This is a genomic window from Martinezella sp. CNPSo 3964 (genome assembly GCF_057784375.1).
In genome coordinates, this window is the sequence record NZ_JBXSOW010000010.1 from 1 (window position 1) to 13723 (window position 13723).

Here is a 13723-nt window from a genome sequence, read left to right on the forward strand (position 1 = left end):
GAGGCGCTTAGGCCACGGCTCAATCGAGCTCGCTTGTCGCCGACAGCTGAAATTGATCGACCAGCACGAGGAGTGCTTTTGTCTCCTCGGCGAGTTCGCGCGTTGCGGCACTTGTTTCTTCAACCATAGCCGCATTCTGCTGTGTCATCTATCCATCCTGTTGACGGAGGAGTTCACCTCATGGAGAGCGCTCTACTGCTCCTTGCTTGAACGGGCTATGACTTCCATTTGCCGAGAGGCACTCACCACTCGCGTCGAAATGATCTCCAGGACCACCCGCGCTCCGGATGCAATTTCAGTCCGTGAGCGCCCGATGAGTTGCTTTATCTGCCGCCCAGCTTCTGCGGACCGTTGGGCAAGATCGCGCACTTCCTGCTCAACGACCGCAAAGTCCCTTCCGGCCCCCCTGCCCGCGCCCACTGATTTCTCGATAACCAGCTTCAACAACCCTACGATATCGTCACGATTTCATCCGGTACTTACCACGATGATGATCGACAACCAGGAAATCGGAAGCCATGCTGCAGCAGCCCTTCCGCAAGCCATAGCGGAAGGGCACCACCTACTAACTTCGGTTGAGATCAAGCCGGAACTCAAGATGCGGAAAAGCACCGCACCTATGCGATCGACAATACCGTTATGATAGGTTCTGGTAGATGCAACGGTTCCGATAGGAAAAGGGCGCGCAAATCTGGAGCAATGCAGAAGCGGCCGCTTCCTCATTGAAAAATTGACGTGCCGAATCATCGGCTCCCTTCGGGAAAACGTCCCATTATTCCGTCCGTAGCTGTCGGCGTGTTTCTGCATACGGTGCCGACAGGCCTTGAATACTCGACTTCGGCATGATTCAATATCATCGTATCGGAAGCGGATTGAACAGGTACCGCGCATGAGCTTGTTCGGTAAAGTCAAACGAACTGAGATCATGAACCCAGTGAGCGGCTGGCTGAAAGTCGTGGCGTGCTCGCCGCCATCGGACATTGCCGGCGAGGTGACGCTCTTTCCGAAATGCGACATCGATGGCGTGATCATCGCCGCGCGCATGGCGCCGACCGCAGTCCATTTCAGCGGCCGCGATGTGCCGAAGCTGAAATGGCCTCATCCGGGCATGATGCTTCCGGTCGTCGTGGATCTTGCCGACCCCAGACATTATAGGGTCGAATGGGAAAAAGTTCCGACGGGGCAGCAGGCGGCCGAAAACCTCGCCGCGAGATTGCGCGCCCAGAAGCAGGACGAGCAGCGGATCGACGAGATTGACCACCCGGCCTTTCCCCGCGTTTGGCGCGAGGCGACGGACGGGGCGACGTCGCCGGAGCTGCTCAATGGTCTCACCGCACAGCAAACTGAACTCGCGCTTGCCGGCGCAGGCGCTGCGGTCGGGCTTGAGCCCTCCATCGCAAAGGTATTGACCGCCGACGAAGTCAGGCCGAGCAGTGCGCCAGGCGGGACATGGGACATCACAGTCCGCGTGATCCACCCGAATGGCGGCCCGGATTGGGACGCAGTGACGCGCATGTCATTCAGCAGTTCCGAACGCCGCCTAAAGCGCACTGCAGCGGGAACTATGCTGCCGGTCCTGGTCGATCCCGACAATCACGGGCGAATTATCGTAGACGTATCCCGTCTTCCCTAATGGATATGTCCGGGCCGCAGCCCATATGATTGGCCGCCCGTCCCTTCATTGCATTCAAGGCGGTGGCGCGACGGACGCTCGAAGGATCAGCTGGCACTCCATTTTAAGCCGCACCGGCGGCTTCTTCGGCTGCATCACCTTTTCCAGGAGTTCGGTGACCGCCCAACGGCCCATATCCTCGTGCGGCAGCTTCAACGTTGTGAGCGGCGGCAGAATTTTTCGGGCGAGGCTTTCATCGTCGAAACCGATGACGGAAATATCGTCGGGAATCCTCAAACCGCGCATCCTGATCGCATCATAAGCGCCCATCGCCACCCGGTCGGAAAAGCAGAACACAGCCGTCGGCGGCGACGGCAGGTCGAGCAGTTGCAGCATCTTTTCCCGCCCAAGATCGAGCGACCATGCTTCCGAAAGGATCAGTTCCGGATCGACGGCAATATCGTAAGTCGTCAGCGCCTGGCGATAACCGCTCAGACGATCGCGAGCCGCTTCAAGCCGCTGTCTGCCGGCATCGATCATGGCGATGCGGCGATGGCCGGCCTTGATCAGGGCTTCCGTCGCCGCATAACCACCGGCGTGATCGCCGGGAATGATCGACGAAAACTCGGCCCGCTGCTGGTGGCAATTCAGAAGGACGGCCGGATAGTTGCCAAGCTTGGAGGGCAGCACCGGCGCCAGCTGGGTGATGAGCGTGGCATAGATTACGCCAACGATCTGGCGTCGTCCGAGATAGTCGAGGATGGATTCAGCGAATTCGACCTGTCCGCCGGTCACGACGGTGAGTGCCGCTAAGCCCTGCTCTTCCGCCGCGCTCCGGACACCTTCGATCAGCGGCGCGGCATGCTGCGAGGCCATGAGATCGTCGATCAGGAGAACGATGATCCCGCCGATCGGGTCATTGGCCGGCGCGGTCTTCTGGTAGCCAAGTTCCTCCGCGACAGCCAGCACCCGCTCGCGCACCTTCTCCGAAACCCTCTTGCCGGGTGCCTCGTTCAGCACGAGTGAAACCGTCGCATGCGAAACACCGACCTGCGAGGCGATGTCGGACATGGTCGGTCGTTTCGTCGTCTTGTCGTTCACTCAGTTTCTTTCTCGGACTCAAGGGCAGCCTGCATGCACGTTAGAAAATCTGACGGGCAATGTGAAGCTGCGGCCCTTGCGGAAGTTAAGTTTATAAGTTACGAAACTTTTCTGTAACTTATTTTGTAACTTAATCCAACCAGAAAGCTTGCGGCCATGACCATTGCCTCCCGCAGTTTCGCCGATACTCATTCCGGGCCGCGCGCGCGCCGGTCTCTCGACGGAACCTGGGATTTTCAGCTGGATGGCCAAACGCCGACGACGATTGCCGTGCCCGCGCCCTGGCAGGCCCACTTTCCGGATCTGCGGGCAACGGCTGGCATCGCAACCTATTCCCGCGGCTTCACCGTGCCGCAGGAGTGGCTCGACCATCAGGTCATTGTGCATTTCGGTGCCGTGAACTATTTCGCCGAAGTGTCGGTCAACGGCTGCGCGCTTGGTTCCCACGAAGGCGGCTATCTGCCGTTTGAATTTGTCATCCCCGCCGATCTGCTTGCCGGCGAATTGCGTTTGGACGTGAAGGTTACGCTGCCGAGCGCCGATGCCCGGGCCTTCCCGGATTTTCCGTTCGACGAGATCCCGCACGGCAAGCAGAGCTGGTACGGAATGCTGGGCGGCATCTGGCAATCGGTCTGGCTCGAATGCCGCAGCCAGGCGCATATCACCCACCAGGCCATTCGCGCTGATCTCGCCACGGGCGATGTCACCATCGATGTCGAGCTGGCAGCGGCCTTTAGCGGCGCCTTGAAGATCACGCTTCTGGACCGCAACAGTGCAGTCGTAGCTTCGACCGAACTTGGGCTCGACGACGAAGCGTGGGCTTCGGTCGCGCTTAAAGTCGCTGATGTGGAGGCGTGGTCGCTCGATGATCCCGCGCTTTATCGGGCCGTTGCCGAGCTGTCCGAGGGTGGCGCCGTCATCGATGCCGCCGAGCAGAATTTCGGCTTTCGCACCTTCGAGGCGAAGGATGGAAAGTTCTTCCTGAACGGGCAGCCCTTCTACATGCGCGGCGCACTGGACCAGGATTATTATCCCGAGGGCATCTATACGCCGCCGTCGCTCGAATTCCTGGAGGATCAGGCACGCAAGTCGAAGGAGCTCGGCCTCAACCTCCTGCGCTGCCACATCAAGGTTCCCGACCCGCGCTACTATGATGTGGCGGACCGATTCGGCCTGCTGGTCTGGACGGAAATTCCGAATATCCAGACCTTCACCGAGAAGTCGGCGAAGCGCCTGCTCGATACGATGGAAGGTATCCTGCGCCGCGACGGCAACCATCCCTCCATCGTGATCTGGACCATCATCAACGAGGATTGGGGAACGCGCCTCGTCGAAAGCGCCGATCAGCGCGCCTGGCTGGAAAATGCCTATCACTGGCTGAAGAAGAAGGACCCGACGCGGCTGGTCGTCGACAATTCCGCCTGCATTCCGAACTTCCATGTCGTCTCCGACATCGACGACTACCACTATTACGCCTCGGTTCCGGAAATGGCGCGCGAATGGACCGACTGGGTATCGGCCTTCGCCGGACGGCCCGACTGGTCCTATTCGCCGAACGGCGATGCGAAGCGGCGTGGCGACGAGCCGCTCGTCGTCTCCGAGTTCGGCGTCTGGGGCCTGCCCCATCCCGAAAAGCTCAAGAAGGACGGCAAGGAACCCTTCTGGTTCATCAACGGCCTGGAATGGGATAGCGACGGTGCGACCTATCCGCATGGGGTCGAACAGCGCTTCCGTACCTATCAGTTCGACAAGGTCTTTCCATCCTTTGGCTCCTTCATCGAGGACGCGCAGTGGCATCAGTTCAATGCCCTCAAGTTTGAAATAGAGGAGATGCGCCGCCACGCCTCGATCCAGGGCTATGTCATCACCGAGCTGACTGACCTGCATTGGGAAGCCAATGGCCTGATGGACATGCAGCGCAATACACGCGCCTATCACCATCGCTTCCACGAGATTAACACCGATGTCGTCATCGTCCCGCGCATGCAGCACCATGCGGTCTGGGCAGGCGATACGGCGAGCGTCGAGCTTGAAATCTCGACCGGCGGCAAGGCGATCCCCACAGCCGAACTGAGCTGGAGCATCGATGGTGCAACCGCCGGCAAGATGGCAATCCCGGCGATAAACGCAACGTCGGTGCATCATCTGCCCGCACTATCTCTGCCCTTTACCGCGGCCATGGCCGGCAGACAGGTCAGCGTCCAGTTTACAATCATCACCAGCGGCAAGGAGATTGCACGCAACAGCCTCGACGTCAGCGTCTATGAACGCCGCCCCAAGCCCAGGCTTTCCGTTTACTCGGCAGAACTCGAAATCGCCCAATATCTGACCGCGCTCGGCTACGCGGTTGTCGAGGCCAATAAGGCGGATGTGCGGGTTGCGTCTTCCCTGAGCCAGGCTGATATCGACGCCATGGAGCATGGCGCCCGGTATGTGTCGCTCGCCGATGTGGCGCCGCTGCCCTTCGGCAATCTGCGCAACGACCAGCCGAACTGGAACTACCCGACCGGCGGCGACCGCGGGCAATCCATGCCGCAGATGCGCGTCACCGAACGCAACGGCACCATATGGAAAGGCAATTGGGTCACAGGCTTCAGCTGGGTAAAGCGCTCGGGAAAATTCGAGCGCTTGCCGGGCGGCCCGCTGACCGACCTTTCCTTCGTCGGCGTCAACCCGAACCGCGTCATCACCGGCTTCCGGCCGATCCATTTTGACGGCCTGGTCCATGCCGGCACGATGGTTGGCTGGATCCACAAGCCATGCGCAACCATTGCCGAGCGGCAGGTTGGTGCCGGCCGCATCGTCGCCACGACCTTCGGCCTGATGCGCGAGGCGGCCGGGGTCGATCCGGTGGCGGCGACCTTGCTTGATTGCATCATCGAGACGGCAGCCGGATAAGCCGTCAACGAATATCACGCAGCTCGTTAGCTGCGGCGCAGCGCATAAGGGCCAGCCCGCAACGGGCGGCCGGGAGGAAAACAAAACAGCCTGGAGGAGAGACATGCGTAACCTGTTGAGAACATCGATTGCGGCATTAGCCCTAATGACCGCCTTTCCGGCATTCGCAGTCGAAAATGTCGTCTGGTGGGACTTTCTGTCCGGAGGCGATGGCGTGCGAATGAAGTCGCTGATCCAGCGCTTCAACGATGAGCACAAGGACAAGATCCAGATCACGGGCACGACGCTCGAATGGGGCATCCCCTACTACACCAAGCTGCAGACATCCGCAGCAGTCGGCCAAGGGCCGGACATCGCCACCTACCACCTGTCTCGCCTGGCAGGCGCGGTTGCGGCCAAGACCATCTCGCCGATCGATCCGAAGGAGCTCGAGGCCGTCGGGCTGAAGGACGGTGACTATCCACCGAATGCAATCGCCGCCTCGACGGTCGATAACGTCCGCTATGCCGTCCCCTTCGATGTGCACGGCGAAGTGCTCTACTACAACAAGACTGTACTGAAAGATCTGGGTGCGCTGGGCAACGACGGCAAGCCGACCGGCATCGACACCCTGGAAGGCTGGCGCGCGGTGCTGGCCAAGGCCAAGGAGGCCGGCAAGAACGGCGTCGTCATCTCCTCATCCAACGGCGATCTGCGCGATATCTACACCCTGTTCGGCCAGGAGGGCGGCCAGCTCACCACCGACGGCAAGTTCCTGCAGGGCGACAATTTCGACAAGATGGAAAAAGCCTATAACGAAGTCGCCGATTGGGTGAAACAAGGTTGGGCGCAGCCCTATATCGACACCGAAACCATCACACCCACCTTCATCGCCGGACAATCCGCCTTCTTCCTGAATGGCAATTGGGAACTGCCGACCATGGAAACGGAAGTCGCCAAGGGCAACGGTTTCGATTACGGCATGGTCAACATTCCGGCCTGGATGGGCAAACCCGCCAACTGGTCTGACTCTCATTCCTTCGTGATCCCCAACAATGTCGGCAAGACCATGACGCCGGAAAAACGCGCGGCGGTTCTCGAAGTCATCCGCTGGATGAATGTCAACTCGCTGGAATGGGCGGCCGCCGGCCATATCCCCGCCTATCTGCCGGTCAGCACTTCGGCCGCCTACAAGGCGCTCAAGCCGCAGGCAGATTATGCAGCCATGGCGCTCAACGCCTTCTACATGCCGAAGACGCCGCTGACGGGTGCGGCATCGAAATTTGACGACGATTGGCAGAATATGGCGTCCGGACCGCTGAATGGCGAAGGCGATGTGAAGGAAACACTCGAGAAGTTTCGCGAACACATGAACTCTCAGTGATGTTTTCTTCAACAGCCCCGGGGCTCCTCCCTGTCCCGGGGCTGCTTTAACGAGAGAGGTGATGGATGGCTGCCGTCAGCGACAGGAAACAGGATAATGCGGTTGCAGCGCTGCTGGTCGCACCGGCGGTCATCGCGTTTCTGGTGATCTTCGCCTACCCGACATGGCGGATGGTGGCGATGAGCCTGACCAATGCGCCACTGATCGGATCGGGCGAATGGGTTGGTCTCGACAATTATGCGCGCCAGCTCTCCTCGCCTCAATTTCAAAAGGCGCTTCTGAACACGCTCTATTTCATCGTCCTGACCGTCGTCCCCGGCACGTTTCTCGCGCTGTTCATCGCCATGGGCATCAATCGCCTGAGCGGGCGCATACAGATGCTGGTTCTCGCCTGTTTTTTCCTGCCCTCGATCCTGCCGGTGTCGGTGGTGACCCAGATCTGGACCTGGATTGCAAACATGCAATACGGCGTCATCCAGACTGTCATTGGGCTGTTTACCGGCGGGCGGCCGCTTCCGGTGCTGCGTTCGCCAACTTATTTCATGCCGTCAGTTGCAGTGGTCACGATCTGGTGGACCATCGGCTTTAACATCCTGCTGTTCCTTGCGGCGCTGCGTAGCATCTCACCTGACGTCTACGAAGCGGCGGCACTCGACAATGCCAACCGCTGGCGGGTGTTTTCGAGAATAACCTGGCCGCTGATCTGGCCGGTCACGGCGCTGGTGCTGACGCTGCAGCTGATTGCGCAGTTCAAGATCTTCGCACAGCCCTATCTGCTCGGCTATTTCGCCCATACGCCGGCGGATGCGCAAACGGTGGTCATGACCGTCATCTACGATCTGGCCTTCAAGCAGAACAAGGGTGGCGAAGGTGCGGCCGTCGCCACCATCCTGTTCGTCATCATTCTCATTGCCTCGGTCCTCCAATATCAGTTCCTGCGGGCGCGAGGCGAAAAATGAGCGTTCTCACCACAGGCGCACAAACAGAATTGACCACGGCAAAGAGCCATGTCGCCTCACGAGGCTGGAGCGGGCACGCGTTGACCGCCCTGACGGCGTTCGGCGCTCTCATCTGGTTCTTTCCGCTCTACTGGGCGGTCATGACGTCGATCAAATCGGACACCGAAGTGGTAAGCCGCTCGCCCGGGCTTTTTCCGAAGGAACCGACGCTCGAGCCCTATCGCTATGTGATCGAGCGATCGAGCATCGTGCAATGGTATGTGAACTCGGTCGGCACCTCGGCGATCATTGCGATTCTGGTGCTTGCGATGAGCGTCGGCTGCGCCTATGCGCTCAGCCAAATCCAGTTTCCCGGCCGCCGCGTGATCTATGGGGCGCTGATTGCCTCGGTGATGGTGCCGGCGGAGGCGCTCATCATCAACCATTTCGTGCTGATGAACACGTTCGGGCTCATCAACAGCTGGGGCGGCATCGTGCTACCACAGCTCGTGGTGCCATCAGTCATCATCATCCTCAAACAATTTTTCGACCAGATTCCGAAAGAATTCCGCGAGGCGGCGATGCTCGACAATGCCGGGCATTTGAGAACGCTCTGGAAGATCTATGTGCCGATGAACTGGGGCGTCATCACAGCGCTCGGCATAACCACCTTCATCGCGGCTTGGAACAATTTCCTCTGGCCATTCCTGGTCGCGACATCGGACAGCACGATCACCATTCCCGTCGGAATTACCCAGGTTAAGGATGTTTTCGGCGTGCGTTTCGCCAAGGATATGGCCGCAGCGGTCCTCGCCGGCCTCCCCGTCGCCATTCTCTACCTTGTCTTCCAAAGGCAGATCACGCGCGCGATCATGCTTTCAGCCGGGATAAAGGGATAGGCAGCCGGCGCCATGGCGGAATGAGATCGCTGGAAATCTTTCCGATCGCCAAGACCATGCTACTAGCTCGGAAATGAATGGCAGCCCTCTTCCTTCTCAAAGACTGACACAAGCGCCTCAATGGAGTACCACCAAACTGCCTCGCTGTGTTCGTGCGTATATGAACCACCGCAGCAGTTGGAGCAATGACCGCGATCCGGCGAAGGGCAGCGCCCGAACTCTGAATATCGTATCGACGGCGAGCTGAATCGCCTCCGTCCAATAGAACCCTCAGCCTGCCGTTCGTCTTCGCGCGGGCTTACCTGACGATACATCGGAAATGGCGGTGCGACTTTCACACCATGATTCCGAAGTCTTTCTCGAACTCGCTGATGCGCTCCTTGTAGGCGCGGGGCCGCACCCACTATGGAACAAGATCGTCTCGTGGGAGACCTCGGTGCGCTTCGTGAGGATGGCGGCCGGGCTGCCAAGCGCCTCGTGGTGGTGGCTCACGAGTTGACGAACGAGACCCGCGCCGGTCTGGCCGAGGGCGTGATCAAGGTTGTTCTTTCACATCCGGCGCGGCTGCTTGCGGATACGCTGGTGCGGGCGATGGCGGAGGCACTGGACACCCACAGAACGCCGACCGTATCCCAGCACATGCTTCCTTTTGAAATATATACCGCCGCCAACATCTGAAACGATAGGGAACGGGTCGCGCAAAGTTTGAGTTGACCGTTTTCGATGGCGGGGCGACACTTGCAACCTTTAGCAAGGCAGGAGGAAAAACGATGGATGAGCCAGACCGCTGGCGGCACATGGCAAGCGCACCGAAAGACGGCAGTCGGATTCTTGTCACGATCCGCCCGTCAGAACAGGGGCCGGCAGAAGTTGACCTCGCATATTGGTCGAATGGCGATCAGTTCGGCACGGAAGGCTGGCGCGCTTCCGATTCCTCGCCCGGGCACATCATCGAATATGCCGAACCGGAACTGAAGTGCTGGATGCCGATGCCCTCGGCTAATCTCAATCGCACCTCAATGCCCTCCCCCTGGGAAGGCGACAACGCCCAGCAACTCGACGGGTCGGGGATTTGAGAGCCTGCGCCGGCTTGTCGCGAAGATTCGATAATAAATTTGCGTCAGCAAAAACGGTCGAATCGAGGCGACGACAATAGCCAAACATCGAGCCTCAGGCGCGGTTCGTGGCAATCGCGAAAAGCAGCACGAAATTACCATTGGCATGAGGATACGCATGCCGACGGCAAGCAAGCCGTTCTTGCGCCCTCTGCTTCACCCATTCCCGCTTCACCCTCCTCAATATAGGAATACTGCGCACGCTGCTGCGGTTTGAATGTCGCCGTAGCCGCTCATCGGCGCGCCTTATCGCCATTCACATGAGCTTCGGCGAAGGATCTCAGCAGGGGATTTCCGTTGATGCGCTCATGCTCGATCGGGCCACTCATGCTGCAGCTTGAATTTTAACGCGTTAAACAATAAAATTCTCGCGCGTTAGTTTTTATTGTGACGCAAAGCGCAAAAGAACTTACCTGGAATTTACGTCCCTGGTTGCGCTCCCGACCCTGTGGACGCATAAGACCACGATTAGAGGCGGCAGCTGGAAAAATGGTCGACTTTCGATGGAAAAACTGACGCATAAGACGATGGAGGACTTCGCGAAGTCCTGCGGTGTCTCCCGCCCTACCCTTTCCAAGTATTTTGACGATCCGACCAGCGTGAAACCGGCGACCCGAGTGCTGATCGAAGCGGCACTTCGTTCGTCGGATTATCAGCCGAATCTTTATGCGCGGAACCTCAATCGCAAGCGGACACGCAATATTGGCATCCTGGTTCCCGCCCTTACCGACCCCTTTTATGCCGAAATGGTCAATCGCCTGGAATTGCGCCTGCGCAATGAGGGCTATTGGCCGATCGTATTCTCGTCGCATGGATTGCCGGAACTGGAAGCCGAAGCGGTCAACACGATGTTGTCGTTGAAGGTAGCCGGTGCGCTTGTCGCACCGTTGGGACAGAAATCCGATCCACGCGCCTTTGAAAAGCTTACGCAGAACCTGCCCATCGTCTATTTCGACACTTATATCGAAGGGGACACGCCGTTCATCGGCAACGACAACTACCAGACCGTTGCAACGATCGTCGAATATCTCTGCCGATCCGGAGAGGCGCCAGCCTACCTCGACATTCCGCATGTCAATCACAACTCACCGGAGAGGCTGGCAAGCTATATCGCCACCATGGAAGCCGCAGGCTGCGAGCCGCTGGTGATCAGCACCAATGCCGCCTACACATGGGAGTTCGAGCGCATCGGATACGAGCAGATGGACGGCCTGCTCCGTACGAAGTCTCTTCCGCGCAAGACCATCCTTTGTGCCAATGATCGCCTCGCCTTCGGCGTGATGTCGGCCGCCTTCGCGCATCGGCTGAAGGTAGGACGTAAAAAGGGGGACAATTTGCGTATCGCCGCCCATGACGATCACCCCTTGAGCCGCTACACCTGCCCGCCGCTGACGACGATGGCACAGGATTTCGCCGCTATGACTGTCAATAGCGTCAATACACTGCTGACGCTGCTTGGGGACACAGCCACGCCCACTCAGCCGATCGCACGCAAGGTCAGCCTGGATGGAACGCTGGTCATGCGACAGTCAGCCTGAAGCGGCGCCCGCTATTCATCTAAAGCAAGGCGCCCTCGAAGCTGCGCCACGCCGCGACGGCCTCCTCCACCGCCCGGCGGGCCTCTGCCACATATCTCCCCATCGACACGAAGCCGTGGATCTGCCCCGGCCAATGGCGATGCACCATGCGCGCCCCTTCTTCCCGCAGCCGCCTGGCATAGGCTATGCCTTCATCGACCAGAATGTCGTGTCCGGCAGTCGCGACGAAGGCCGGCGCCACTCCGACCAGGGTCTCGGCCTGCAGCGGCGAAACCCTCCAGTCTGCTATATCGGCTATAGTGCGAACATAGTGATCGCGAAACCATTTCATGGTCGAAGCGGTCAAGCCGAAGCCCTCGGCATAGCGGCGATAGCTATCGGCCGTCTGGGCGGCATCGGTATTGGGATAGATGAGCAATTGCGCCGCAAGCGGCGGGGCATCGCCAGCGCGCGACATCAATGCCAGCACGGCGGCAAGATTGCCGCCGGCGCTATCGCCGGCGACCGCGATCCTGCTGGGATCGATGCCGAGATCCGCAGCCGATTTCGCCACGAATGCCAAAGTCGCAGTGCAGTCGGTCAATCCGGCGGGGAACTTGTGTTCCGGCGCTAGGCGGTATTCGGGGCAGATTACGGTACATTTGGCAGTATTTGCGAACCATCGGCAGATTTCGTCGTGCGATTCGAGATTGCCGATGACCCAGCCGCCGCCGTGCAGGTAGATGAGACCTGGACCATCCTTCGAAGGCGCACCGATACCGCGATAGATGCGCAAGGTGATCGGACCATTCGGGCCGACAATTCGCCGATCGTCCACCGAAGTGACGGCCTCCCTTGCACCCTGGAGTGTCGGGCAATTCGCATCGTAGTCGATACGCGCCTCTTGAGGTGTCCCGGTTTCGAATGGCCGGCCATCCGACCGGCTGGTCATAGCGAGAACACGCCGGGCGCTTTCATCCAGCTTTTCCATTGGACTGCTTCTCCTCCGCTGCGATCAAGCCAGAAGGCTGCGTGCTTCATCCTCGTCAAGACGCGGCGGCGGAGTGAACTCCCCACCGATGCCGATCGACTGCCGGCTTTCGCCCGATTGAAGAATAGCCTCCATGACTTCAAGGACATGAAGTGCGAGGTCCCCCGAGGCTCGGGGCGGCCTGTCCTCCTGAAGCCCTCGCGCAAGATCGGCAACACCGAGCATGCGGTAATTGGCCCGATCCGGTGCGGCAAAAGGCCAATTTTTCGCACCGTAAAGTTCACCCTCGCTTTCAAAGTCGTACCAATCTGCGCCGCGCTCGGACAGTGAGACCGTTCCGCCGAACGTGTCCGGGTCGGGCAAGCGCAGCGAACCTTCGGTGCCGTGCAGCTCGATTGGATGATTGGAGTGGCGAAAAACGTCCCAGGACGCACCGAAATTCACGGTCGCGCCGGACTGGAATTCCAGAAGCGACAGGATGTTTGTGGGCGTGCCGACCTTGAAACTGGTATTCTTGAATGGGCCATCGGCGGTGATCACCCGCTCTTCCTGGCCTTTGGTCGCCATTGCCATGACCCGCACGACCGGGCCGAGCAGGTTCACCATCATCGTCAGATAATAGGGACCCATATCGAAGACGGGGCCGCCGCCCAGCTGGTAGTAGAATTGCGGGTTGGGGTGCCAGTGCTCCATGCCACGCCCCATCATGAAGGCGGTACCGCTGACCGGACGGCCGATCGCACCCTCTTCCATCAGGCGGCGCGCCCGGCGACCCGCTGCACCTAGGAAAGTGTCAGGAGCAGAACCCAGCCGCAATCCGCGCCGCCTGGCTTCCGCCACGAGAACACGACCATCCGCCGCCGATGTTGCTAGCGGCTTTTCCGTGAAGACGTGCTTGCCGGCCGATAGGGCCGACTTGGTGACGTCGAAATGGACGGCGGGAACGGTGAGGTTCAGCACGAGATCAACTTCGGAATCGGCGAGCAATTGGTCGACACTCAGCGCACGAATGCCGTATTCGCGAGCCCGCAGCACGGCCGCATCGGCCGATATATCGGCGCAGGCCCGCAATTCGACGCCTGAAAACAGCGCCGCATTGCGCAGATACGTCATCGAGATGTTACCGCAACCGATAACGCCGATGCCGAGTTTAGCTTTTGAATTACCAGCCATATTTCCCGATCCTCCCTGATCCTCTACGCCCGCTCGCCGCGTTTCAGCGCGTCCAAGCGACGACTCCCGGGTTGATTTAAAGCATCTTATTTCTTGACGCGCGACAAATTTTTATA

14 protein-coding genes and 1 pseudogene are annotated in these 13723 nt (G+C 59.4%); 9 read left to right on the top strand and 6 right to left on the bottom strand.

Going from position 1 to position 13723, the window contains the following annotated elements; all coding sequences use genetic code 11:
- Positions 1–19: 19 nt before the first annotated feature.
- Together AC13Q5_RS26150 and AC13Q5_RS26155 are read right to left on the bottom strand one after the other, a co-directional pair.
- The gene (locus AC13Q5_RS26150) at positions 20–148 is read right to left on the bottom strand and encodes a hypothetical protein (protein WP_488503667.1); all 129 of its coding nucleotides are present in this window, start codon (positions 146–148) and stop codon (positions 20–22) included.
- Positions 149–192: 44 nt separating this feature from the next.
- Entirely contained in the window at positions 193–420 is a 228-nt protein-coding gene (locus AC13Q5_RS26155; RefSeq protein ID WP_488503668.1) for a methyl-accepting chemotaxis protein, read from the bottom strand.
- On the opposite strand from AC13Q5_RS26155, the gene AC13Q5_RS26160 reads away from it, so the two are divergent.
- Both AC13Q5_RS26160 and AC13Q5_RS26165 read left to right on the top strand, forming a co-directional pair.
- Positions 314–643: a substrate-binding domain-containing protein gene (locus AC13Q5_RS26160; RefSeq protein WP_488503669.1), complete on the top strand. Its 330-nt coding sequence runs from the start codon at positions 314–316 to the stop codon at positions 641–643. The genes AC13Q5_RS26155 and AC13Q5_RS26160 overlap by 107 nt on opposite strands.
- Before the next feature lie 282 nt (positions 644–925).
- Entirely contained in the window at positions 926–1633 is a 708-nt protein-coding gene (locus tag AC13Q5_RS26165) for a hypothetical protein (RefSeq protein WP_488503670.1), read from the top strand.
- Positions 1634–1687: 54 nt separating this feature from the next.
- Here the strand turns inward: AC13Q5_RS26165 and AC13Q5_RS26170 are convergent, their stop codons facing one another.
- Positions 1688–2713, bottom strand: a complete 1026-nt coding sequence (locus AC13Q5_RS26170) for a LacI family DNA-binding transcriptional regulator (protein WP_244557829.1) — start codon at positions 2711–2713, stop codon at positions 1688–1690.
- Between the two features lie 156 nt (positions 2714–2869).
- Here AC13Q5_RS26170 and AC13Q5_RS26175 point away from each other — a divergent pair, with 156 nt between their 5' ends.
- The 4 genes from AC13Q5_RS26175 to AC13Q5_RS26190 all read left to right on the top strand — a co-directional run bounded on the left by AC13Q5_RS26175 (position 2870) and on the right by AC13Q5_RS26190 (position 8811).
- Positions 2870–5611 carry a glycoside hydrolase family 2 protein gene (locus tag AC13Q5_RS26175; protein ID WP_488503671.1) on the top strand — a complete coding sequence of 914 codons (2742 nt, stop codon included), beginning with the start codon at positions 2870–2872 and terminating at the stop codon, positions 5609–5611.
- A gap of 103 nt (positions 5612–5714) precedes the next feature.
- On the top strand, positions 5715–6974 hold the full coding sequence (locus AC13Q5_RS26180; RefSeq protein WP_488503672.1) for an extracellular solute-binding protein: 1260 nt from the start codon (positions 5715–5717) through the stop codon (positions 6972–6974).
- A gap of 65 nt (positions 6975–7039) precedes the next feature.
- Positions 7040–7933 carry a carbohydrate ABC transporter permease gene (locus AC13Q5_RS26185; RefSeq protein ID WP_488503673.1) on the top strand — a complete coding sequence of 298 codons (894 nt, stop codon included), beginning with the start codon at positions 7040–7042 and terminating at the stop codon, positions 7931–7933.
- A 140-nt stretch (positions 7934–8073) separates the two neighbouring features.
- Complete coding sequence (locus AC13Q5_RS26190) at positions 8074–8811, top strand: carbohydrate ABC transporter permease (RefSeq protein ID WP_488503832.1); 738 nt, start codon at positions 8074–8076, stop codon at positions 8809–8811.
- An 89-nt stretch (positions 8812–8900) separates the two neighbouring features.
- Here the strand turns inward: AC13Q5_RS26190 and AC13Q5_RS26195 are convergent.
- A pseudogene (locus AC13Q5_RS26195) lies at positions 8901–9238 on the bottom strand (sugar phosphate isomerase/epimerase); the annotation flags it as partial.
- On the opposite strand from AC13Q5_RS26195, the gene AC13Q5_RS26200 reads away from it, so the two are divergent.
- The 3 genes from AC13Q5_RS26200 (at position 9217) to AC13Q5_RS26210 (ending at position 11464) form a co-directional block, all read left to right on the top strand.
- Positions 9217–9489 carry a hypothetical protein gene (locus tag AC13Q5_RS26200; RefSeq protein ID WP_488503836.1) on the top strand — a complete coding sequence of 91 codons (273 nt, stop codon included), beginning with the start codon at positions 9217–9219 and terminating at the stop codon, positions 9487–9489. The pseudogene AC13Q5_RS26195 and the gene AC13Q5_RS26200 sit on opposite strands and share 22 nt — an antisense overlap.
- 92 nt (positions 9490–9581) lie before the next feature.
- Positions 9582–9887 (top strand): hypothetical protein, encoded by a 306-nt coding sequence (locus tag AC13Q5_RS26205; RefSeq protein WP_069610414.1) that lies wholly within the window; start codon positions 9582–9584, stop codon positions 9885–9887.
- Between the two features lie 542 nt (positions 9888–10429).
- The gene (locus tag AC13Q5_RS26210) at positions 10430–11464 is read left to right on the top strand and encodes a LacI family DNA-binding transcriptional regulator (RefSeq protein WP_488503674.1); all 1035 of its coding nucleotides are present in this window, start codon (positions 10430–10432) and stop codon (positions 11462–11464) included.
- A gap of 19 nt (positions 11465–11483) precedes the next feature.
- Here AC13Q5_RS26210 and AC13Q5_RS26215 read toward each other — a convergent pair whose 3' ends face one another.
- Complete coding sequence (locus AC13Q5_RS26215) at positions 11484–12434, bottom strand: alpha/beta hydrolase (RefSeq protein ID WP_488503675.1); 951 nt, start codon at positions 12432–12434, stop codon at positions 11484–11486.
- Positions 12435–12458: 24 nt separating this feature from the next.
- Complete coding sequence (locus tag AC13Q5_RS26220; protein ID WP_488503676.1) at positions 12459–13607, bottom strand: Gfo/Idh/MocA family protein; 1149 nt, start codon at positions 13605–13607, stop codon at positions 12459–12461.
- Positions 13608–13723 lie beyond the last annotated feature (116 nt).

Excerpts from the sequence above, each read along its gene's own strand:
- AC13Q5_RS26205 (WP_069610414.1), top strand. The coding sequence starts at position 9,582 with ATGGATGAGCCAGACCGCTGGCGGCACATGGCAAGCGCACCGAAAGAC.
- AC13Q5_RS26165 (WP_488503670.1), top strand. The coding sequence starts at position 926 with ATGAACCCAGTGAGCGGCTGGCTGAAAGTCGTGGCGTGCTCGCCGCCA.
- AC13Q5_RS26190 (WP_488503832.1), top strand. The coding sequence starts at position 8,074 with ATGACGTCGATCAAATCGGACACCGAAGTGGTAAGCCGCTCGCCCGGG.
- AC13Q5_RS26175 (WP_488503671.1), top strand. The coding sequence starts at position 2,870 with ATGACCATTGCCTCCCGCAGTTTCGCCGATACTCATTCCGGGCCGCGC.
- AC13Q5_RS26150 (WP_488503667.1), bottom strand. The coding sequence starts at position 148 with ATGACACAGCAGAATGCGGCTATGGTTGAAGAAACAAGTGCCGCAACG.
- AC13Q5_RS26210 (WP_488503674.1), top strand. The coding sequence starts at position 10,430 with ATGGAAAAACTGACGCATAAGACGATGGAGGACTTCGCGAAGTCCTGC.
- AC13Q5_RS26185 (WP_488503673.1), top strand. The coding sequence starts at position 7,040 with ATGGCTGCCGTCAGCGACAGGAAACAGGATAATGCGGTTGCAGCGCTG.
- AC13Q5_RS26160 (WP_488503669.1), top strand. The coding sequence starts at position 314 with ATGAGTTGCTTTATCTGCCGCCCAGCTTCTGCGGACCGTTGGGCAAGA.
- AC13Q5_RS26215 (WP_488503675.1), bottom strand. The coding sequence starts at position 12,434 with ATGGAAAAGCTGGATGAAAGCGCCCGGCGTGTTCTCGCTATGACCAGC.
- AC13Q5_RS26180 (WP_488503672.1), top strand. The coding sequence starts at position 5,715 with ATGCGTAACCTGTTGAGAACATCGATTGCGGCATTAGCCCTAATGACC.
- AC13Q5_RS26200 (WP_488503836.1), top strand. The coding sequence starts at position 9,217 with ATGGAACAAGATCGTCTCGTGGGAGACCTCGGTGCGCTTCGTGAGGAT.
- AC13Q5_RS26220 (WP_488503676.1), bottom strand. The coding sequence starts at position 13,607 with ATGGCTGGTAATTCAAAAGCTAAACTCGGCATCGGCGTTATCGGTTGC.